We start from the raw sequence: 20,651 nt of genomic DNA on the forward strand, positions 1-20,651 counted from the left end.
AGTCGGTGATCGAATCAGCCCGCCTGCGCGGCGCTCGGATCGGCGTCCGGATCCATGTAGAACACTTCCCACTGGTGGCCGTCCGGGTCTTCGTAACCGCGCTGGTACATGAAGCCGTAATCCTTGGCCTCGGGCGACTTGGCGCCGGCCGCGATCGCCTTCTCGACCAGCGCGTCGACGCCGGCGCGGTCTTCGGCATTGATGCTGAGGATGGCCAGCACGTTCTTGCTGGCGTCGCCGACCGGCTTGCTCACGAAACTCTGGAAGAACGGCTTGACCAGCAGCATCACGTAGATGTCGTCGGAGACGATCATGCAGGTCGCGTTCTCGTCGGTGAACTTGGCGTTGAACGAATAGCCCAGCTGGGTATAGAAGGCGACCGAACGGTCCAGGTCCTGGACGGGGAGGTTGACGAAGATCTTGGTGGCCATGACGAATCCTTGAGGGTGGAGGGTAGTTGGCGGGCCCAGTACGGGATCGATCCGGCCTGCTCTACTTGACGACGAACCAAGGGGCGCGTGATCGACACGGCCCGCGAAATAATTTTTCCGCCCGGCCCGGCCTCAGCCAGGCGGGTCCAGATAGGGCTGCAGCAGCTCGGCCATCCACTGCATGAACACCTGCGCACGCAAGGGCAGGTTGCGCCGGTTGGCGTACAGCAGCGACACCGGCATGGGCTCGGCGCTCAGCTCCGGCAGCACCTCCACCAGCTCGCCGCGCGCCAGGTAGGGCTCCAGCCCGATCAACGGGGCCTGGATCATGCCCAGGCCGACCAGGCAGGCGGTGCGGTAGGCCTCGACGTTGTTGACGGTGAGCACGCCGGCCATGGGCAGGCTGCGGTAGGCCGCGCCGTCCCAGTACTCCCAGCCGTCGGGCCGCCCCCCCAGGCTGGCCGCGTAGTGGACCAGGCGGTGGCCGGCCAGATCCTCCAGCGTGCGCGGCACGCCGTACTGCCGCAGGTAGCCGGGACTGGCGCAGTTGGCCACGCGGAACTGACCCAAGGGGCGCGCGATCAGGCTGCTGTCGCCCAGAGTGCCGATCCGTACCACGCAGTCGAAACCCTCGCGTACCAGATCGACGCGGCGGTCGGCGCTGCTCAGTTCCAGCGCCAGCTGCGGGTGCAGGGCCAGGAACTCCGGCAAGCGCGGAATCACCAGGGTGTGCGCCATCCCGCTGGGCATGTCCACGCGCAGGCGGCCGCGCAGCGCCTGCGGCGCCTGCTGGAACATGCCGCGCAACTCGTCCATGTCGGCCAGCACGTCCTTGCAGCGCTCGTAGAAGGCTTGCCCGTCCTGGGTGGTCTGAACCTTGCGCGTGGTCCGATGCAGCAGGCGCGTGCCCAGCAGGTTTTCCAGCTGCTGCACCGCGGTCGAGGCGCTGGCCTTGGGCAGGCCCAGGCTGTCGGCGGCGCGGGTGAAGCTGGCCAGCTCGGCGACCCGGACGAAGACCTGCATGGCGTCGAGCTGGTTCATCGGGGCTCCGGGCGGCGCAATTGTTCGCAATTTACGAACAGACAAATCGAATTATGCAGATTTATCGCGATAAGTCGCGCCAATAGAGTGGCGTCCACATCCCCACCCCCAGGAGTCCCGCCATGACCCCCTCCACCATCGCCCTGATCACCGGCGGCAGCCGCGGCCTCGGCCGCAACGCCGCTCTCAAGCTCGCCGCCCAGGGCAGCGACGTGATCCTGACCTACCGCAGCAACCGCGCCGAAGCCGACGCCGTCGTCGCCGCTATCCAGGCCGAAGGCCGCCGCGCGCTCGCCCTGCCGCTCGACGTCGGCGACAGCCGCAGCTTCGACGCCTTCGCCGGTCAAGTCCGCGACGCCCTGGCCGCGCATTGGCAGCGCGAGCGCTTCGACTACCTCATCAACAACGCCGGCATCGGCACCCACGCCGCGTTGGCCGAGACCACCGAAGCGCAGTTCGACGAACTGATGAACATCCATTTCAAGGGCGTGTTCTTCCTCACCCAGACGCTGCTGCCGCTGATCGCCGACGGCGGCCGCATCGTCAACGTCTCCACCGGTCTGACCCGCTTCGCCCTGCCCGGCTACGGCGCCTACGCATCGATGAAGGGCGCGATCGAAGTGCTGACCAAATACCTGGCCAAGGAACTCGGCCCGCGCGGCATCGCCGTCAACGTGATCGCGCCGGGCGCGATCGAAACCGACTTCGGCGGCGGCACCGTGCGCGACAACGCCGACGTCAACGCCTACATCGCCGCGCAGACCGCACTGGGCCGGGTCGGCCAGCCGGACGACATCGGCGGCGTGTTCGCTTCCTTGCTGTCGCCGGACAACCGCTGGATCAATGCGCAACGCATCGAAGCCTCCGGCGGCATGTTTCTTTAAGTAGGGGGCGGTTAAGCCTATCCCCTCATGTAACCGGTTACGTCGGCGCAAGGCCGCGCCGACGTTCCCTCCCGGGTTAAAGGAAGCTTAAACACGAACGCGCGGGACTCTCGACGCCAGTCGCGTTTCGTTGATGATGCAGCTGCATCGACGACCCAATGCGACTACAACGGATGGCGATCCACGCCATACGAACACCGGGAGAATCCGCATGAAACGCATTTTGCTGGCTACCGCGCTCGCGCTGACCGTCCTGGCCGCCTCGCCGGCGATGGCCGACGGCCGCGGCAAGGGCCATGGTCACGACAAGCATCACGACCGGGACCGCGACGACCGTCACGATCGGCGCGACCGCGACGACGATCGCGACGACCGCCGCAGCTACGACCGCCGCGACCGCGACCATCGCGGTTACGACCGCTACGACAGCCGCTACTACTACAGCTACGACGGCCGCAATCATCCACCGGGCCGTCACAACGGCTGGCATAAGGATTACCGCCGCGGTCAGCGCATCGACGTGGTCTACATGCAGCCGCGCTACTACATCGACGACTACCCGCGTTACCACCTGGCACCGCCGCCGCGCGGCCACCGTTGGGTGCGCATGGACGACGGCCGCATGATCCTGATCGCGGTCGCCACCGGCATCATCGCCGACGTGCTGCTGCATCATTGAGGCCCGAGCGGCGCTCGCGCCGCCCGTCAGCTCCACGAAGAATCCCGCTACGGCGGGATTCTTCGTTTTCGGGTCTGGCCTGGCACGGATGTCGACGCAAAACCGATCGCGGCGTCCTGCCTTATGCTGCGAACACATCCGATCGCCGTCAGGGGAAGGCCGCCGATGAGAGTCCTGCTCGCCGCCGCACTGCTCGCACTGGTACCCACCGCGCACGCCTGCATCAATGAAGTCGGCACCGACCGCGACGGCCGGCGCTTCGACGCGCTGTGGTATCTGGGCGATGGACTGACCGAGCCGATGCGCGAGCGCTCCGGGCGCAAACACGCCCTGGAGCGCGCGCCCGAGACGATCGCCGAGGCGCGCAAGCAGCCTAGCTTCCAATCCCTGACCAACCTGGGCGTGCTGCTGATCTATCAGGGGCAGTACCCGTTGGCGATCCGCCATTTCCTCAGCCTGGAGCGCCGCTACCCGGGCCACCACGAAACCGCCGCCAACCTGGGCACCGCGCTCGAGCTCGCTGGCCAGGACCAGGTCGCGCTGCGCTGGATCAAACTGGGCATCCAGCGCAACGTGGACGAACACCTGCGTTCGGAGTGGCTGCACGCACGCATCCTCGAAGCCAAGATCGCCGCGGCGCGGCAACCGGACTACCTGCAGGGCCGTTCCATCGCCGGGATTCGTTTCGAGGCCAACGCGGCACCCGCGCTGCCCACGGCGATGCCCGCCGGCAACGACGGCAAGCCGGTGAAACCCTGGCAACTGGAACGCTCGCTGAGCTATCAGCTGCGCGAGCGCGTCCAGTTCGTCCCTGCGCCCGATCCGGTCGTCGCCAACCTGATGCATGACTGGGCGACCTTGAACCTGGCCGGCGGCCCGCTGGAGAACGCCGCCGCGCTCTACGACCTGTCCGTGGACTACGGCGCTCCGCGCGACGCGCTGATGCGTGAACGACTGGCCTACATCCGCAAGACCATCGCCCGATCCGCGCGCAAGGGTGGAGGCGGCGACTACAGTTGCGACATCTGTGCGCCCCTAGGGCAGTAGAGTCGTCGCGAGCGGCTCATCGGTCCCTGGCCGCAGCGCGTAATCCATACGCACCGCGCCACCCGTCAGCACTGCGACATCCAGCAGGCGCAGCGCGTGACGCCCAGTCACGTCGCCGAACAGGCGCTTGCCCGGCCCCAACAGGATCGGGTTCACGATCAGCCGCAACTCGTCGACCAGCCCGGCGTTGATCAGGCTGGCGACGAAGGCCGCACCGCCCACGGCATGCATGTCGCGTCCCGGCAACGACTTCAGCGCGCGGATGGCCGCCAGGTCGCGCACGATGCGGGTCCGCGGCCAGGCCGCATGGCGCAGGCTGCGCGACAGCACGACGTGGTCGGTCACCGCGGCGAAACGCGCATAGGCGACCTCCTGCGAGGTCGGCGGCCGACCGGTGAATTCCAGCACGCCGGTCGGATCGGCCTGGATCGCGCTCCAATAGCCCTCGTAGCCGGGGTACATGGCGCCGCCGAGCAAGCAGGTGTCGACCTGCTCGCACACGCCGAAGCGGTCCTCCCAGGAATCCACCCAGTCCAACTCGCCTTGCGGGCCCTCGATGTGACCGTCCAGCGACAGTTGCAAGGCGGCGATGATTTTGCGCATGGCTCGGCTCCGTTGGGGTGTATGAGAGCGACGAAGCGGGAGGGCCGGAATCGACATGACCGTGCCGCGGACCCGCAACGGTTTGCCGCAACGCGATCGGAGACCATGGCCGGCTGCCGTATGCTGGCGCGAAAAAGCCAAGCCACCAGACTTACCGGGAATCATCATGAGTCGCTCAACCGCCCGCGCACCCGGATGCGCACCATGATCGGCCTATGGTTGGACCGTTGGTTCGGCAAACGCACGTCGGCCCCGCTCCCAGCGCCGGAGGCGCTTTTCACGCCCACGCAGGAACGCATGGCCCAGGCATTGGCGCACTCCGGCGGCAGGCGGGTACCGCCCCACCGGGCTGCCGAGCGCCTGCAAAACCTGCCCTCCCATCGCTATTTGATACTGGACCAGTCGGTTCGCACGCATCTGTCCGAGTACGAGCGTCTCTCGGCGCAAGCGACGCCGGAGTTTCGCGAGTTCGCCGCGCAATTGTTCATTCAGGGCTGCGATCGCGACGGCCGCCTGCGCCAACGCGCCCTGCAAACCATGCGTAAACACCCCGGCCGCCTGGCCACGGCGCTGGCGCTGATCCGTTGCGACGACTGGGTACCGCAAGTGCGCGATGAGGCCATGGCGCTGTTGACGGACATCGTCGATCGCGAAGGCTCGGAGCCCCTGTTCGAGCTGGGCGGACTGCTCTTGTCCCTGCGAGGCCGCCAGCGCATACAGGCGCGGGCCTGGCCCGAACTGATCGAGCCAGCCCTGCGGCGAACCGCCTCCGCCACGCGTTGGCGCGTGATCTCCAGCGGCGACGCCCGTGCGCGGGCGCTGGCCTACGCCTATACCCTGGACGCGGAGCCCGACCGCGCGCACGAACTCGGCCTGTATGCCATCACCGACATCGATCCCGCTAACGCGCGTTGGGCATTGGATGCCGTGGCGCCGCGGCTACCCGCCCTCCTGCATCACGGCTTGGCCAGGGCAGGACTGCTGCATCCGCAAGCCCGGATCCGCGCCCAGGCGGTTCGCATGCTGCACGCCGAACAGGCCGACACCCGCGCGCTGCTGGAGCAACGCATACTCGATTCGGCGGCGGCGCCGCGCGGCGCCGCAACCTACCTGCTGCGCAACCGCCACGGCGTGGACCCGCTGCCGTTGTGGCGCGCGGCCCTGGAAAACGGGTCGGCCGCGCAGGCCCGAGCGGCGCTGCAGGCCTTGGCCGACCACGGCCAGCCCGAAGACGCCGCCCGACTACTCCCCTGGTTGCAGCATCGCGCGGGCGCCGTGCGTGCCGTCGCGTTGCGAGCCTTGGTACGCACCGGGACGCCTGAGGCGCTGGACCGGCTACCCGCCGCCCTGCGCGATCACTCGGCCAAGGTACGACGACAAGCTCTGGCGCTCTACCAGCGCTTGCCCGGCGCGTTGAATGCGGAAACGCTGAATACCGCGCTTCATACCGCATCAGACGAAGCTACTCGCGCGACACTCGCGCAAGCCACGCGCCTCCTCGACCGCTGGCAAGCACTGTCTGCGCTGTTGCAGTCGTGGAAGCGGTCGCCGGAGTCGCTTGCGCTCAGGCATGAGGTCGCCAACTGGGTCGCTGCGCGCTCCGGCAATGCAACCCATCTGCCCGCGACGCTGCGCTCCGAGCTGGAGACGCTACTGGACGAAATTTACGGACTGGAGATCGGCCAACGCGCGACGATCGTGCACGCCATGAAGTACGCCTAGCCGCGGACGCGCCTTCCGGGACGCTCTCCCGTGCCGACATTCTGTAGGAGCGCCGCAAGTCGCGACCGCGACACCTCGCCTGCGACGCGCCACCCAAAGTCAGGAGGCCTCCCGCTCCACCAACCGCCTCACGATCGCCGCGCGCAAGGTCGTATCGTCCGCGATACGGATTCCCAACTCATCCCGCAGCACCGCCATCACCTCATCGGCATCCGCGAGTTCGCGCCGCTGGCTCGGCTGGCCCAGGCGATGGACGGCGTAGCTGCCGTCGCTCAGGGTCTTGCGGATGCCGCCGCCGGTGCGCGCGGCGAACATGCGCCCTCTGAACGGCGACTCCGGATGCGTGGATACGTACCAATTGCCCACCACATAGTCGGCCTCCTGCGCGGGCGTCAGATCGAAGACGTACATCGGACGCCACTCCTCGCCCACCTTCGCGCGCAGCGCGTAGCCGCCGTCGATCCGCACCAGGCGATAGTCCTCGTGCGGGGTCGACTGCGGCGCCTGCGTATCCAGGCGCAACGGCGCCGTCGGCACCATGCCGCCGAAGCCCACGTCGGCCAGGTACTCCAGGCCGTCCAGCGTCGCCAGCACGAACATATGCGTGCGCGCTGTCGGAGCGTCCTCCGGCCCGCCCATCACCACCCGTGCGGTCAGGCCGCGTGCCGTGAAACCCAGGTCTTGCAACAGGGCCAGGAACAGGCGATTGAGTTCGTAGCAGTAGCCGCCGCGGCCCTCATGCAGGACCTTGCGCTGCAGGGACGCCAGATCGATCGGCACCGGCTCGCCCAGGAACGTCGCCAGCGTCTCGAACGCGAACGTGGCGGTGTGACGACGCTGCAATTCGCGCAGCGTCTCCAGCGTGGGGGCTGGCGGAGCGTCGTAGCCGAGGCGTTGCAGGTAAAGACCTAGATGTTGCAATGCTTGCGACATGGGCAGGGCCTGATTCTCGTCAGGCGATCACCCTACGACCTCAACCCTGCTTGAGGTCAAGTGCACGAATCCGCAATCGGCGCGCCGCGTTCGAGCGTCAGTCCGCGCCCGCCATGTCGATCAACTTGGCGACGGTATTCATATTGCGCGCCGTGCCTGCGCGCGCGGCCGGGATCACCAGCTTGGAATCGGCCATGCCGTCGCCGTAGTGCACATAGATCTCGCGCTCGCCCAAGGCGATTTGCTCGTCGCGACGGTGCCGCACCGCGTCCAGCGCGTCGGCCGGTGGCGGATCATCGAGGAAGATCGCCACCACCCGGTTGGGTGCCGCATGCGCGTACGGATTGCCGGCCAGCACCCGCGCCAGGTCCGCGCCGGTACGCACCACCACCCCGACCGGCTTGCCCGCATACTCGGCCAGCCGCGCCTCCAAGGCCTGCTTGGCCTGGGCCGCTCCCTTGGCAGTGCGGAACACCACATTGCCGCTGGCGATATAGGTGCGCACGTCTTGAAATCCGGCCGCGGCGCACATCTCGCGCAACTCGGCCATGGGCAGTTTTCCGGTGCCGCCGACGTTCACGGCGCGGAGCAGGGCGATGTAGGTAGGCATGCGCGAAGCTTACGGGAACGACCGCCCGCGGGAAGCCCGACGCGCCGCCCGACCGAACCTCAGTCGCCGCCGCCTCCGTCGCCACCGCCGCAGGCATCGCCGCCGCCGAAGCAATTGTCCGAGTAGGTGCCCGCCATCGTCGCCCCGCCATCCGCGGCATGCAGGTCCGCCTGGTGCGACGACATCGAATCGCGCACTGCGCGCGCTTCGGTCGATACGAAGGCCAGGCTGATCACCGCACCGATCAGGGGCAGCAGCCAAATCAACGCAACCTGGACCAGCCGCTGCCCGCCCGACAGCGTCCCGCTGCGCATCGCAGCCGCGGTGGCGATCAGATTGATCAGCACCAGAACACCGAGTACCGCCGTCTGCCAATCCATCGCACACGCTCCGGATAGTCGCTAGTGTGTGCGCAGTCTTCCGGGCTTTCGAACGAGCGTCAACGCATTGCGCGTGAATTTGGCGATCACCACTGAAATTCACGAGCGCCAGACGTGGAACGATCTCTGCGCGACGCTAGCGCGGATGTTTGGGGCCATCGTCTATTGGCGCAAAATCTGTGTACAGGCCGCCTCCCAGCGATCAGGCCCTACGCCGCCCCACAGTCCGCTTGGCAGAGGCCTTGGATGCAGCCGCGTCTAGCGCATCGCGCAAGGCCGGCGCCTGCGCCTGCAAGTACGCCCACAGCCGCTGCGCAACCGGTCCCTGCGGACGATCGCGCCGTCGCGCCGCCACCAACTCCTCGACCCGGCCCGGGAAATGCCGGCCGGCGATCGACAGCAGGCGGCCGTCGCGCAGTTCCTCTTCGATCAGGAAGCGCGGCATATGCCCCCAGCCCAGGTTCTGCAAGATGATCTCCTTCTTCATCAACTGATCGCCGACCGTGCACTGCGGCGCACCCTCGATCACGAAGTAATCGCGCGAGGGCGAATGATGCGCGGTATCGCGCATCACGCACTGGGTGTACTCGCGCATGCGCTCGGGCGTGAGCGCAGGCGTGGGCGGCGCGGGCAGCAGCCCGGCGCCGACCACCGGCACCATCGGCACCTTGCCCAGATCCAACCATTCCAGGCGCGGGTCGCTCTTGTCGACGCGGTGCAGGATCAGATCGGCCGCGCCATCGAACAAGCGTTCCCAAGGGCCGGTGACCGCCTCGAAATGCAGGTGCAGGCGCGTGGCCGGGCACTGCGCGAAGAAACGTCCCAGCAGCCCCAGGGCCTGCGGCCGCGGGCACAGGTCGCCGATCACCATGTGCAGCTCGCTCTCCTCGCCCATGGCCAACTGCGCCGCGTGCGTGCGCAGACCGTCGAGCTCGCGCAGCAGCGTCTGTGCGCGCCGATGGAAGGACAGCCCGGCCTCGGTCGGGCGCACGCGATAACCGCTGCGGTCCAGCAGGCTCAGGCTCAACTGGCGCTCCAGCTTGGCGACCGCCGCGAACACGGCCGGATGCGAGCGATGCAGCGCTGCAGCCGCGGCCTGGAAACCGCCCGCGCGGACCACCGCGTCGAAGCATTGCAGGTCGTGCAGGGTGAATTCGGCCATGTCCGATTTTCTTACAAAGACTCTGCATACTTTGTAATATCAAGATGAAGCCCACGCAACTAGCCTGCTCTCCATGGCCAGCGCCGCCCCAACGCAAACCGTCAGGTTCGCAGCCGCGCCCCCACCGCCACCCGGAGAGCAAGACCATGAGCCACACCGAATACCTCGACGCCGGCGACGGCGCCCGCATCGCTTATCGCTTCGATGGCGACCCCACCCTGCCCGTGCTGGTGCTGTCGAACTCCATCGGCACAACCCTGCACATGTGGGACGCCGAAGTGCCTGCGTTATCCCAGCGCTTCCGCATGCTGCGCTACGACCTGCGCGGCCACGGCGGTTCCGGTGTTCCGGTCGGCGCCTACTCGCTGGACCGCCTGGGCCGCGACGTGCTGGAGCTGATGGATGCGCTGGCAATCGAACGCGCGCATTTCCTCGGCTTGTCGCTGGGTGGCTACGTCGGCCAATGGCTGGGCGTGCACGCACCGGAGCGCATCGACCGGCTGATTCTGGCCAACACTTCGTCCTACCTGGGACCGGCCCCGCAATGGGACCAGCGCATCGCCGCCGTGCTGGAGGCACCGGACATGCGCGACACCGCTGAGATCTTCCTGGCCAACTGGTTCCCGCGCCACCTGCTCGACGCGAACGATCCCGTCGTCGACCGGTTCCGCACCATGCTGTTGAACACCGATCGCCAAGGCCTGGCCGGCGCCTACGCCGCCGTGCGCGACGCCGACCTGCGCCGCCCGATCGCGGTGATCCCCAACCCCACCCTGGTGATCGCGGGCCAGTACGACCCTGTCACCGCGGCCAGCCACGGCGAACTGATCGCCGCGACGGTGCCGGATGCGAAGCTGCTGACACTGCCGGCCGTGCATCTGTCAAATGTGGAGTTTCACGACGAGTTCGTGGCGGCGGTGCTGGCGTTTCTGGCGCGCTAGGTCTATCGAGCTTTCTCGTACGTCGCGCAGGGCGCCATGCGCATGGCACCATCGCTGGACACCAGGATGGGCACTCGGTCGCTCGTTGAAACCAGCAGTTCGCCGCTCGACGCAAGACCGGAAGTGTGCGGCGCGCCAGGCAAGCTGCGCCATCGGCGCGCCTTCCATCTACCGGCGTCGTCGCGGGTCAGCTCGTAGAGCATTCCATTGCTTATCATCAGGTGCGCCAGCCCGGTCACCACCACGATGCGCGGCCCCAGCCTATAAATGTCCTTGATGTTCTCATCTAGGATCGTCTGATTGACCCCATCGTCGCCCAGGAACACGAGCTCACCACCCCATTCGCCCCGATCGGAGCCCGCCAGCCAGCCTCCATCGACGCGCAGCGCCACGCTGGGCACCTGCGAAACGATACTGCGGTGTTCGACGATATTGTTCGGGGTCAACTCGATGACCTTGGGCGCTCCGGCACCTTGAGGAATCGGCTCCGCCTCGCCATAACTGAGCACCGTAGCGGCGTAGCCCATCTTCGCCAGCTGCTTGGCGTCATTGTCGATGCGCAGCTTGCTTTCCCGCGGCTCCCTCAACACCGATATCGCCGTCTTTTTGCAAGCGGCAAGCTCGTTCGCGGTGGTCTCGTACTCGTAGAACGCAACCGAGAACGTGAAGTCGCTGCGCTCTCCTTCGGTCGATCGCCCGTCGGAGGGGCCCTCACCCGAAAGCGCTTGTCGAGCCGCGTCACGCACGGGTGGAAACCAATGCGTCTGTGCGACGCGCTGCAGCGCGATTGTCGCGTTAGGCGCCCGTAGGCTGCCCAATGATTGCGCTGCAACCCAGTTCAGACGAACGTCGCCGGGTTCTTCGAGCAGCGGGATCAATGCATCCGCTCCGGCCGCATACTCCACATATCCGATCGCGCGCGCCGCGCCGATCCGAATGGCCCAATCGGGGTGATTCAACAACTCCAGTAGCGCCGGCCCCGCGGAATTCCCCGCGACTCCCGTCTTGGCCAGGTCGCGCAACAGGCTGATGTCCGGCGCATCGCGCAATCGCCGCGCGAATGTTGCCCCAGCCTGCGTCGAACCGATGCCCACCAGCGCCTCGTCCACTTCGGCGACGAGCAACGGCTTTCGTGCGCGCAGCGCCAGCAACCGCGATTCCAGAGGGAATCCGTCGGCTTGCAGGGCCGCGATCATGCGCAAGGCGCCGCTGGCGACCTGCTCGGAACTCGTGTCGTCCTCGGCGATCGACATCAGGCCTGGCGCCGCCAGAGCCCTATGCGGCTTCATTTCGGCGAGCACGTGAGCCAGGTAGTAATGGTCGCGTTCGCCGCACGCTTTACTGCAACGGGCGGCGTCCACGATGTAGGGGATGGCGCGCCGGCCCGAGAGCTCTACGGCGTACGCCTCCTGATTTTCCGGCGCGCCCTCGGAAACGAGAAACCGCGCGACGGCTTCGGCCGCGGCCTCATCGTCCGCGATGCGGCCGAGTGCCGGCGGCAACCAATCAAGACCTCGATCTAGTCCGGCCTTCACTTCAGTCAGGTATATGGGATCGATGCTCTCCGCGTCACGTAAGCCCTTGGCGGCCAGATCGGCCAACCGCTCATCGGGATCCGCAAGCATCTCGACCAAAGCGGGCACCGCACCGTCGAAGATCAGCAAGCGCTTCAGCAGCGCTTGCTCGTCGAGCGAGAGAGTCGTGGGGCGCTTATCCGCACGTCCGGCGCGTTCCTTCATCTGCGCGATACAAGCATCGAGCGACTCGCACGGAGCCGCCGTCTGGCGCGCCGGCGCCTGCGCCTGCATGGGCGAAGCCAAGATCAGCAGCAAGAACAAGCTCCGCATACCTTCCACCTATCCGTTGAAATCGCCGCCCTACGCCGTCTGCGCCCGCCAAATCTGATTCGCCCCGCCGTTCCACGGGAACGAGATGATCGCGTTGCCCTCGGCGGTTCCGGATTCGCTGATGTCGACCACCGAGTCGCGATCGAAATTGTTGAGGGCGAACCAGCAGTCCTGCACGAAGTCGACCTTGAAGGGCGGTGCGAACACCAGATCGCCGTTGCCCGGGTCGGGCATCGGCTGAAACAGCATCAGGCCGTTGGCCCCGGTCTGCCAGGTCAGATACTGACTGAGGTCGTCGCTGGGCGACAGGCTGAAGGCGATGGGCGAGGCCGAATATGCGGTGAGCCGGGTCCGGTTCGGGTCGCCGGAAGAGAGCCGATACACGCGCACGCAATGCGCTCCCAACGAATCGGCATCGGGCGGGAACACGCCCAGCGCCACGTCCGGATCCAGATACGAAATGAGACGGATGGTCGCGCCGAAGAACTCGTCGACGCTGGTCAGATTGCCGTAAGCATCCATGCGGATTCCCCCTGTGGAATGGCATAGCGCCACGCTACTGCAAGCGCGCCTTGCGCGCCATCGCGGCAAGCGAATGCTCAACACACCTTCGAATCGTCCCCGGTGCGGATGGTGCCGCCCTGGCGCCGGCCGCGCCGACGCTTATACTCGCCCCACTTGCGGTCCACGTCCCGGAACCTCGTGGCCTGGCCTCCCCCGCCGCAACACGGATGTTTCTTGCGGATATCACTGGAGGCTGCATGTCTACGCTATTGACCGACCCCGCCGTGGGTGCGGACGAGCCCAATTGGGACGCGATCATCGACAACCCCTACCACGCCGGTCCGTTGGTGCGGGTCAGCCGCGCCGGCAATTGGTGGCTGGTGGTGGGCATGCGGCTGGGCCTGGACGATGCGCTGCATCGTGTCGCCGGCATCAAGACCGAACGCGAGAACGAAGACCGCCTGCTGATCTTCGCCGACACCATTACCGCGCAGCACGCGGCCGACGCGCCGATCCTGTGTCGCGAGTTCGAGCACATCGTGGTGATGGCACGGCGCCTGGAGGCCGGCGCGCAGCTGCTGCTGGAAAAACGCGGCTGGGAGATCACCTTCCGTCTGGGCTTCTACGTGGGCAGCCTGAGCCCGGCGACTCAGAAGATCAGCGTGGAGCGCTGGATGAAGTGGAACGACTCCAGCTGGGGCCAGCACGAGGTCCGCGGCAAGCGCGACCTGCCCAGTCCACTCACGCCCCGGCAGGTCGTGGTCAGTACCTATCCCCTGGACGAAACCAAACCGCTGCCGTTCACCGAAGAAGCGATCAACCTGACCGCGCTGCCGCTGCCGGCCTGCAGCGCGATGCTGGACCGCATGCTGTTCGCCGCGCAGGCGCTGGGCATGGAAGGCAAGGGCGAGCTCGCGCTGGAGCTGCTGTCGCGGATGGAAGGGCTGATGGCGCTGGTGCCGAACCAGAGCGGCTGGGACACCGTGTCGCTGGGCTGTCGCTCCACCCAGGAGCTGCTGCGCCCGGTGCGTTTCGATCCCGAACAGGTGCCGTATCTGAGCGCATCGTTCTACGGCGAGATCGCCAAGGATCACGTGCCCGCCTTGCAGGCCTACGCCGGCACCTTCGCCCGCCTCAGCGACCGCAGCTACGACCTGGACGCGCGCAAGAAAGCCGCCAAGTTGGTGTTGGGGGAAAAGGACGATGCCGGTTCCTTCCAGAAGCTGGTGAGCCAGCAGCTGGCCGAGAACCTGCGCCTGGCCACCGCCAACGTCAAACGCGCGCAGGACTCGATCGAACCGCAAAGCGGCAACGTGCGTCGCGCCGAAGCCGAGTTCAAGCGCGGCATGGACGACTGGAAGGCCGCCAAGGAACGCGAAGCCGCGTTCGCGATCGTCGGCGCGGTGTTCTCGTTCGTGTCCGGCGTGGCCTCGATGTTCGGCGGCAACGCCGCCGGCGCGGCCGGCGCCGCCAAGGCGGCCGCCGACGTGGCCAGCACGGCCGCCAAGCTGGCCGAGATCATGAAGACCCTGGTCAAGGTCGGGAAGGCGATCGAGAAGGTCGTCACGATGTGCTTGGCCATCGTCGCCGCGGTCGACAAGATCGACAACGCCAAGAAATTCGCCGACGACCTGTCGGCGCTGACCCGCGAATCCCTGTCCGACGACGCCAAGGGCGCACCGTCCGCTGGCGCCTATTGGGACCAGCTGTGGGTGGAAGTCGAGACCCAACTGGCCCCGGCGATCAAGGAAGGCATCGGCGGCGCCGAGGAGTACCTGAAGGAACTCAAGATCCTGGTGATCTACGGCCGCGCCCTGACCACCGCGCAGGCCGCGCTGCCGCCGCTGGCGCAGGAAATCGCGCGCGCCAAGCTGCAGTCGGAGATCGCGCGTCGCCAGTACGACGCCGTCGCCCGCGAGATAGAGGGCCTGAAGAAGGAAGAGATGCTGTCCGGCCAGGCCATGATCGTGCTATGGGGCAACTACCGCGCCGTGCAGCGCTCGATGCTGGTCGCCTTGGGTCAGTTCGACGCGGCCTACCGCTACTGGGCGCTGAGCGATCCCCTGCCGCCGCGCGACAATCACCGCGGCATCGCCGACCTGGCCGGCGATCTGGTCGCCATCGCCGATCTGAAGAAGATGCAGGCGCGCGCCTTGGACAGCTTTCGCCCAGTGCCGCAGCCTTACACCCGGAGCAAGTACGCTCTGCCGGCCAGCACGCGCGAGGCTTTGCTCGGTGGCCAGCGCGTGGAACTACGCTTCACCCCCAGCCGCGGCCCGATGTCCACCTGGGGCCGCGTCAGCCGCGTGCGCGTCAACGAAATCTTCGTCTGGGTGGAATGGGTCGAAGGCCAACGCCCGAAGAAGGGCGAGCTCGAATTCACCGTACGCACCAGCGGCGCCTACGACGACCGCAAACTGGTCGCCGGCCAGACCCAGGACTTCCACTTCCACGGCGCGCCGGTGAATCTGACCTTCCGCTACGACCTGGCCAACGTCCCCACCGACCCCGCCCTCGACTGCATCCGCGTACGCGCCGCGATCGCCGAGGACTTCCGCACCTCGTACTCCGAGCCGACGCTGTACACCGATTGGATCCTGTCCTCGCCGAAGGTGGAAGCGGGCGACACCGAGACGCTGGACCTGGGCAAGCTGAAGGCGGCGATCGCGAATATCCGTCTGGAGTTTTCGGGGACCTATATCAAGGACCCGGATAAGGTGTTTTGAGCGCCGTTGCGTCGCTCCTTCTGTTGGAGCGACGCCGCTTTTGATGTCTGTGGGAGCGACGTGAGTCGCGATGGCGCAGCCGCATCGCTTTCGCGGTCGCGGCTTGCGCCGCTCCTACAGGAAGCTGGGTGGTCGCCCCTGAGCCGATGGGGGGGACCACTGAAACAACCTGAGCCGCGCCGGCATCGCCACGGCGCCCAGCAGTCGCCCTCTTTTTTTGTCGGCGATCCCGCTCTTGCCTGGGACTGCGCGACGGTGAAAGATGTCGCATGGCACGACAGGAGGTCGCATGCTCGAGGAAGTCATCAAGGCGGGAGGTGGATCTTTCCTGATCTTCGGCGTGGTGGTCGCTCTGGGCTTATACGCGGTGCGCGGAGTGTTCGGGCTGCATGGGCGTCGCGGTCAGCATCGAAAGGAGTTTCTCGAGCTTTGGTCCGACGGCCGGGAACGCGATGCGCTGTGGCTGCAGATGGCAGTGCGACATGTGTTCGGCACCTACCTGCCCACACCGGTGATCCGTTTGGCGCTCAGCCGTCCCGACAGCGCCCAATCGCTGGTGGATCTGTCGTCACTATGGGCTCTGCTCATCTACGACAGCGCAACCCAGAAAGTCGCCTGGCGACAGGGATGGCATGCCACCCTGCCTAGGCGCCGGTTCGCCAGTATCGTGCTGATAGTGGGTTATTTTGCGGCCATGTTCGCCGCCGCGGGCGGCGCGTACACCTCGGCGCAGCTTGGCCCCGGTTCCGCCATGGGTTGGATCTATGGGTTCTTTGCCGCGATCATGGCGGGGCTCGCCTTCCTATGCGTGGAGCATGAGGACAAGTTCGCCATCTCGGTGCGAGTGGGCGACGCCTGGGTGAAACGCATCAACCGCACCGCCCAGCGGGCGCGCAAGCGCCGCCCGACACCTTCAAACTGATGACGCGGCCGTAATGGCAGCCTCCTCCAACCGCTCGAAATGGAATGCCATGCCACGCGCGTCCCTGCTATTGCTTTCGCTCGCACTAAGCGCCCCCGCATGGGCGGCGAACGCACCACCGGCCTCCGCTACCGCCAAGGCCATGGCCTCGGCCTATGTGGACGACCTCAAGAATATGGTGCGCAGCACGCATGACGCCGAGCCCGACGAAGTCGCGTGCATCGAGCGCATTCCTGCCAGCACCGTGGTCGACGCCATGCAGGAGATTATCGCGCAGTCCTTGAGCGCGGATGAGCAGACCGAGATGGAGCGCTTCTACGCCAGCCCTGAAGGCCTGCGCCTGTTCGCGCTGTACCGTCGCTGGGGCGACGAACAGAATCCGGCCAGCGATGCCGAGCTGGAAGAAGTCCTGCCGCTTATCAAGTCGAGGGTGCAGGCCAAACTGTTCGACGCCACGTCCTTCCAGAGCCTGGGCTCCATACAGGCCATGAACGCGATCGCCCCGCTGCTGGAGCGCTGCTCGCCGTCGCGCTAGCCGCGCCATCCCGTTGGCGACGCTTCCTGTGGGAGCGGCGTAAGCCGCGATAGCGCAACTTCGGGAGCGACACGGTCGCGACTCGCATCGCCGCCCTCTAAGGTGATGCAGCGTTCCTGCACGCCGCATGCAGGCGCGGCGCGAACCGCGATCGTGAGCCAGTTGCGCAACGCTCCGTAGTTTCGCTATCGCGGCTTACGCCGCTCCCACAGAGAGCTATCGTCTGGCGATCGAGATTTGCGCCAGGAGCGATGCTACGAAAGCCATCACACACCCCACAACCTCCGCGCCTCCTCCGCAATCACCTCCGGAAACTCCTCCTGAAAGAACAGCTTCGCGCGCGGAACGCGCCGGACGCCTTGGGAGTTCGGGAACGTGCGGTCCAAATACTCCGCATCGCCCTGATCGAAGATGTCGTCCGCAGCGCCCCATACGATGCGCACAGGAACCCGGCTGCGCTTGAGCTGCGCTTCGATGCCCGCCAACGGATTCGGCGTCAGGGCCAGATGGAAGGCGTGGTACTGCGTACGCCGCAGCGGCGTGCTAACCAGCGGGGTGACGTAGTAGTCGATGGTCTCGTCGGCGAAGCCGCTGGGGTCGGCGAACACGGCCGCACCGAACGTGGCCCGCGCCTTGGGCTTGTCGGTCAGCCATTCGGCGGTCGCGTCGGCCAGGGTGCCGTTGCGGGCCATGTCGAGCACGGGCTGGATCTTCGGGGGCGGGCTGTCGGGTTCCACGTCGCAATTGGTCAGCAGCAGGCTGCGCACGCGCTTGGGATGACGCAGCAAAAACAGCTGGGCCACGGCGCCGCCGCTGTCGCTGGCGACGATGTCGACCTGATCCACGCGCAACGAGTCCAACAGCGCGGCCAGCATGGCGGCCTGGTCGCCGGCAGCCAGCGATTGACCGGCCGGCACCTCCGAGTAACCCAGCCCCATGAAGTCGGGTGCGATGCAGCGCCGATACGGGGACAGGCGATCGATCGCGCCTCGCCATTGGAACCCGTTGAGCGGAGCGCCGTGCAGGAACAAGGCGGCACGGCCGTGCCCGCGCTCGAGGTAGGCGATCCTGCCGAACGGCAAGGCGGCGTAGCGACGGGTGGCGCGATAGGCGGCGGCGTCCAGGGGCGCCTCGGCGCCGGCGTGGGCAGCGCGGCGGCGGGCCGAGGCCAGCGGCAGGTAGCTGCCGGCGACACCGGCGGCCAGGCTGGCGGCGGCGAAGGTAATGAATTGGCGGCGATGCATGAAGGCGGTCCTGTGCGGGGAGACCGGCCCATGCTGGCGATCGCGCGGCGTGCGGGCGCGCACAAACGGACGACGACGGACACGCAGGGATGATTTTCGGCACTGTCGGCCGCCGCCTCGCGGACCGAGGATCGGGCCATGAGCGACCGCCCCGCCTGCTATCCCCCGCCGCCGTCGCGGTCGCCGTTGGGCACCGCTGCTGATCGTGCGCCGCTGCTGGACGTGCTGACTTCGCCGGTGCCGCAGGGCGTATTCGACTCGCCGGTGGACGCGCGCCACGTGCTGTGCCTGCACCTGGGCGAGCCGGTGCCGGTGTCCTACCGCATGGACGGCCACCAACGCCAAGGCGTGCGCCTGCATGGGCAGTACTGCGTGGTGCCGGCCGGCGCGAGCACGCGCTGGGTGGTGTCGCAGCCGGCGCGCTCGCTGCTGCTGCGCCTCACGCCCTCGCTGCTGGGCGAAACCTCGCAAGCGCTGGGTCTGGGCAGCGGCGGCGCGCTGCTGGCGCCGGCCATCCACGTGCGCGATCCGCAAGTCGAGCGCATCGGTTGGATGATGCAGGCCGAAGATCACGACGCGTATCCGGGCGGGCGCTTGTTCGCCGACAGCCTGGCCTCGGCGCTGGCGACGCGGTTGCTGACCTTGCAATCGCGCCGCGCGCTGGTCGCCGACACCCAAGGCCGCGCCCTACCGGGCTGGCGACTGCGTCGGGTCCAGGACTACGTGGAAGCGCACCTGGACGAACCCTTGTCGCTGCTGGAACTGGCCGCGGTGGCGGGCTACAGCGCCTCGCATTTCAAGGCGCTGTTCAAACAGGCCACGGGCGTGCCGGTACACCGCTACGTGCTCGAGCGCCGCGTCGAACGCGCGCGCATCCTGCTGCTGCAAGGCGAGCAGCGCATCGGCGACATCGCCCTGGCGGCTGGGTTCTCGCACGCCAGCCACATGGCGCGCTGCCTGCGGCGCGTGCTGGGAACCAGCCCTTCGCACTTGATGCGGGATGCGACCGCCGCGGGCCGCATCGCGCACTAGCGCTTAGGCGCTACGCCCACGCGACTGCGCCTGCGCCTCCTGCGACGGCGCGGACGGGTTGGCTTCGTTGAGGCGATTGAGCTGCGCGAGCGAATCGGCGACCGGCGTGCGCACCGCATCGTCGGTGCGCATGCTGGCCAATTGACGGCCGGGGTTCTGCAAATCGCCCTGCACCACGATCATGTTCTGACCGGCGGCCACGCCGTTTGCGTTGGCGGAGCTGAGCACGATGTGATTGATCTCGGTCAAGCCCTGCTTGCGCGCCAGGCAGGCCGCGCTGGCGGCCATGCACGCGCTGTTGCCGTCGTATTCGCGACCCAGGCTGGCGTCGAGGCGGCGGGTGGCGGCCTCGGCCTGCGGCAGCAGCGGGTCGTTGCTGCCCAGCGGGCCAGGCGTGGGGCCACGGTTGCCGGGCGGCGGCGCGGGCTGCGCGCCCTGCGGCGCGGCGGGTTGCGTGCCGGGCGCGGGCGCGTTCGGCGCAGGCGCATCCTGATTCTGAGTGGGCGGCACCAGCCGCTGCAGCGTGGCCGGATCGAGATTGCCGGTGGCCGGCAGGCCCTGCGCGTTCTGGTAGTTGATCACCGCCGCCTGCATGGACAGCCGGTACACGCCGTCCTCGGCCAACGGCTGCCCATCGGCGCCGCGTATGCCGGCCGCGTTGAGGTTGCGCGCCGCGGCGCGCACGCGGTCGTCGGTTTCGCCGATGCGGATGATGCCGTCGTCCACCACCGGACGCGCCTCGATGCCCTGCCCGCGCCGCGGCGGATCCAGCGCCAAGCGACCGCTGCCGAGGTCGTCGACGTAATTGTCGAATTGCTGGTGATAGCGCGTGTCCACTTCCATATGCACGTGGATCGGCACCGTGTCGACATTGCTCTGCGTGCCCAGCGCCTGGCCGTACTGGATGGTGTCGCCCTCGGTCACCGCGATATTGCTCATGTGGCGCACGCGCGCGATCACCTCGCCGCCTTCGCGGTCGTAGATGTCGACCAGGCCTTCGGTCGGACTGACCCGGCCCACGTAGCCGGCCAGCGGCGAAGGCACATCGACGCCGCGCGAGCCCGGCCCCGTGGCCAGGCGCGGATCTTCCAGGATGAAGTCGCGCTTCTCCAGCACCTGGTTCTCGGTCAGGCCGTAGTCGCGGCGCGCGGTGCGCACTTCGATTTCCTGGATCTCGCCGTCGATCACGCCGTGCCGGCGCCCGGCCTGTCCGCCGGTGACCACGCCATTGACCACGCGCGCATCCGCGTTGCCGCCCGGGTGGTGGGTGACCAGGCTTTCGTAGTCGGTGACCGGAATATTGGCGGTACGACCCTTCTGGATCACGCGATAAGGCCTGGGGTCGGCCGGGGCGGCGGCTTGCGGGTCTTGCTCGTTCTCGTTGGCCATGGCGGCGATTCCTTTCGTG

20 protein-coding genes are annotated in these 20,651 nt (G+C 67.4%); 9 read left to right on the plus strand and 11 right to left on the minus strand.

Annotation, left to right across the window (positions count from 1 at the left end; translation table 11 throughout):
- Window positions 1-14: 14 nt before the first annotated feature.
- On the minus strand, window positions 15-431 hold the full coding sequence (locus BMZ45_RS17845; RefSeq protein WP_091637886.1) for a VOC family protein: 417 nt from the start codon (window positions 429-431) through the stop codon (window positions 15-17).
- 132 nt (window positions 432-563) lie between these two features.
- A complete protein-coding gene (locus tag BMZ45_RS17850; RefSeq protein WP_091637887.1) occupies window positions 564-1,472 on the minus strand; it encodes a LysR family transcriptional regulator in 909 nt (302 codons plus the stop codon).
- A 122-nt stretch (window positions 1,473-1,594) separates the two neighbouring features.
- Between BMZ45_RS17850 and BMZ45_RS17855 the strand changes: the two genes are divergently transcribed.
- The 3 genes from BMZ45_RS17855 (at window position 1,595) to BMZ45_RS17865 (ending at window position 4,082) form a co-directional block, all read left to right on the plus strand.
- Window positions 1,595-2,356 (plus strand): SDR family NAD(P)-dependent oxidoreductase, encoded by a 762-nt coding sequence (locus BMZ45_RS17855; protein ID WP_091637888.1) that lies wholly within the window; start codon window positions 1,595-1,597, stop codon window positions 2,354-2,356.
- A gap of 211 nt (window positions 2,357-2,567) precedes the next feature.
- Window positions 2,568-3,035 carry an RcnB family protein gene (locus tag BMZ45_RS17860; protein ID WP_091637889.1) on the plus strand — a complete coding sequence of 156 codons (468 nt, stop codon included), beginning with the start codon at window positions 2,568-2,570 and terminating at the stop codon, window positions 3,033-3,035.
- Between the two features lie 165 nt (window positions 3,036-3,200).
- Window positions 3,201-4,082, plus strand: coding sequence for a tetratricopeptide repeat protein (locus tag BMZ45_RS17865; protein ID WP_091637890.1), 882 nt, complete (start codon window positions 3,201-3,203; stop codon window positions 4,080-4,082).
- On the opposite strand, the gene BMZ45_RS17870 is transcribed toward BMZ45_RS17865, so the two are convergent.
- Entirely contained in the window at window positions 4,071-4,685 is a 615-nt protein-coding gene (locus BMZ45_RS17870; RefSeq protein ID WP_091637891.1) for a dihydrofolate reductase family protein, read from the minus strand. The genes BMZ45_RS17865 and BMZ45_RS17870 overlap by 12 nt on opposite strands.
- Window positions 4,686-4,889: 204 nt before the next feature.
- Between BMZ45_RS17870 and BMZ45_RS17875 the strand changes: the two genes are divergently transcribed.
- Window positions 4,890-6,407: a HEAT repeat domain-containing protein gene (locus BMZ45_RS17875; RefSeq protein ID WP_217643234.1), complete on the plus strand. Its 1,518-nt coding sequence runs from the start codon at window positions 4,890-4,892 to the stop codon at window positions 6,405-6,407.
- Window positions 6,408-6,506: 99 nt separating this feature from the next.
- Here BMZ45_RS17875 and BMZ45_RS17880 read toward each other — a convergent pair whose 3' ends face one another.
- The 4 genes from BMZ45_RS17880 to BMZ45_RS17895 form a co-directional block, all read right to left on the minus strand.
- On the minus strand, window positions 6,507-7,340 hold the full coding sequence (locus BMZ45_RS17880) for an arylamine N-acetyltransferase family protein (protein ID WP_091637893.1): 834 nt from the start codon (window positions 7,338-7,340) through the stop codon (window positions 6,507-6,509).
- Between the two features lie 97 nt (window positions 7,341-7,437).
- On the minus strand, window positions 7,438-7,950 hold the full coding sequence (locus BMZ45_RS17885; protein WP_091637894.1) for a DUF1697 domain-containing protein: 513 nt from the start codon (window positions 7,948-7,950) through the stop codon (window positions 7,438-7,440).
- 59 nt (window positions 7,951-8,009) lie between these two features.
- On the minus strand, window positions 8,010-8,330 hold the full coding sequence (locus BMZ45_RS17890) for a hypothetical protein (protein ID WP_091637895.1): 321 nt from the start codon (window positions 8,328-8,330) through the stop codon (window positions 8,010-8,012).
- 202 nt (window positions 8,331-8,532) lie between these two features.
- Entirely contained in the window at window positions 8,533-9,492 is a 960-nt protein-coding gene (locus tag BMZ45_RS17895; protein ID WP_091637896.1) for a LysR family transcriptional regulator, read from the minus strand.
- Window positions 9,493-9,638: 146 nt separating this feature from the next.
- Between BMZ45_RS17895 and BMZ45_RS17900 the strand changes: the two genes are divergently transcribed.
- Window positions 9,639-10,433, plus strand: coding sequence for an alpha/beta fold hydrolase (locus tag BMZ45_RS17900; protein ID WP_091637897.1), 795 nt, complete (start codon window positions 9,639-9,641; stop codon window positions 10,431-10,433).
- Window positions 10,434-10,435: 2 nt separating this feature from the next.
- Here the strand turns inward: BMZ45_RS17900 and BMZ45_RS17905 are convergent, their stop codons facing one another.
- Both BMZ45_RS17905 and BMZ45_RS17910 read right to left on the minus strand, forming a co-directional pair.
- Window positions 10,436-12,271 carry a HEAT repeat domain-containing protein gene (locus BMZ45_RS17905; protein WP_175489144.1) on the minus strand — a complete coding sequence of 612 codons (1,836 nt, stop codon included), beginning with the start codon at window positions 12,269-12,271 and terminating at the stop codon, window positions 10,436-10,438.
- A gap of 39 nt (window positions 12,272-12,310) precedes the next feature.
- Entirely contained in the window at window positions 12,311-12,802 is a 492-nt protein-coding gene (locus tag BMZ45_RS17910) for a hypothetical protein (RefSeq protein WP_091637899.1), read from the minus strand.
- Between the two features lie 239 nt (window positions 12,803-13,041).
- Here BMZ45_RS17910 and BMZ45_RS17915 point away from each other — a divergent pair, with 239 nt between their 5' ends.
- From BMZ45_RS17915 to BMZ45_RS17925, 3 genes are all read left to right on the plus strand, one after another.
- Window positions 13,042-15,510, plus strand: coding sequence for a hypothetical protein (locus BMZ45_RS17915; RefSeq protein ID WP_139215566.1), 2,469 nt, complete (start codon window positions 13,042-13,044; stop codon window positions 15,508-15,510).
- A 289-nt stretch (window positions 15,511-15,799) separates the two neighbouring features.
- A complete protein-coding gene (locus BMZ45_RS17920) occupies window positions 15,800-16,432 on the plus strand; it encodes a hypothetical protein (RefSeq protein WP_091637901.1) in 633 nt (210 codons plus the stop codon).
- A 13-nt stretch (window positions 16,433-16,445) separates the two neighbouring features.
- Window positions 16,446-16,967 carry a hypothetical protein gene (locus tag BMZ45_RS17925; RefSeq protein WP_139215567.1) on the plus strand — a complete coding sequence of 174 codons (522 nt, stop codon included), beginning with the start codon at window positions 16,446-16,448 and terminating at the stop codon, window positions 16,965-16,967.
- Window positions 16,968-17,233: 266 nt separating this feature from the next.
- Here the strand turns inward: BMZ45_RS17925 and BMZ45_RS17930 are convergent, their stop codons facing one another.
- Window positions 17,234-18,211: an alpha/beta fold hydrolase gene (locus BMZ45_RS17930; RefSeq protein WP_091637903.1), complete on the minus strand. Its 978-nt coding sequence runs from the start codon at window positions 18,209-18,211 to the stop codon at window positions 17,234-17,236.
- Between the two features lie 138 nt (window positions 18,212-18,349).
- Between BMZ45_RS17930 and BMZ45_RS17935 the strand changes: the two genes are divergently transcribed.
- Window positions 18,350-19,243 carry a helix-turn-helix domain-containing protein gene (locus BMZ45_RS17935; RefSeq protein ID WP_091637904.1) on the plus strand — a complete coding sequence of 298 codons (894 nt, stop codon included), beginning with the start codon at window positions 18,350-18,352 and terminating at the stop codon, window positions 19,241-19,243.
- 3 nt (window positions 19,244-19,246) lie between these two features.
- Here the strand turns inward: BMZ45_RS17935 and BMZ45_RS22040 are convergent, their stop codons facing one another.
- Window positions 19,247-20,632, minus strand: a complete 1,386-nt coding sequence (locus BMZ45_RS22040) for an XVIPCD domain-containing protein (protein WP_139215568.1) — start codon at window positions 20,630-20,632, stop codon at window positions 19,247-19,249.
- Window positions 20,633-20,651: the final 19 nt, after the last annotated feature.

The sequence above is a fragment of the Lysobacter sp. cf310 genome (assembly GCF_900114355.1).
In the GTDB taxonomy this organism is placed as follows: Bacteria; Pseudomonadota; Gammaproteobacteria; order Xanthomonadales; family Xanthomonadaceae; genus Lysobacter.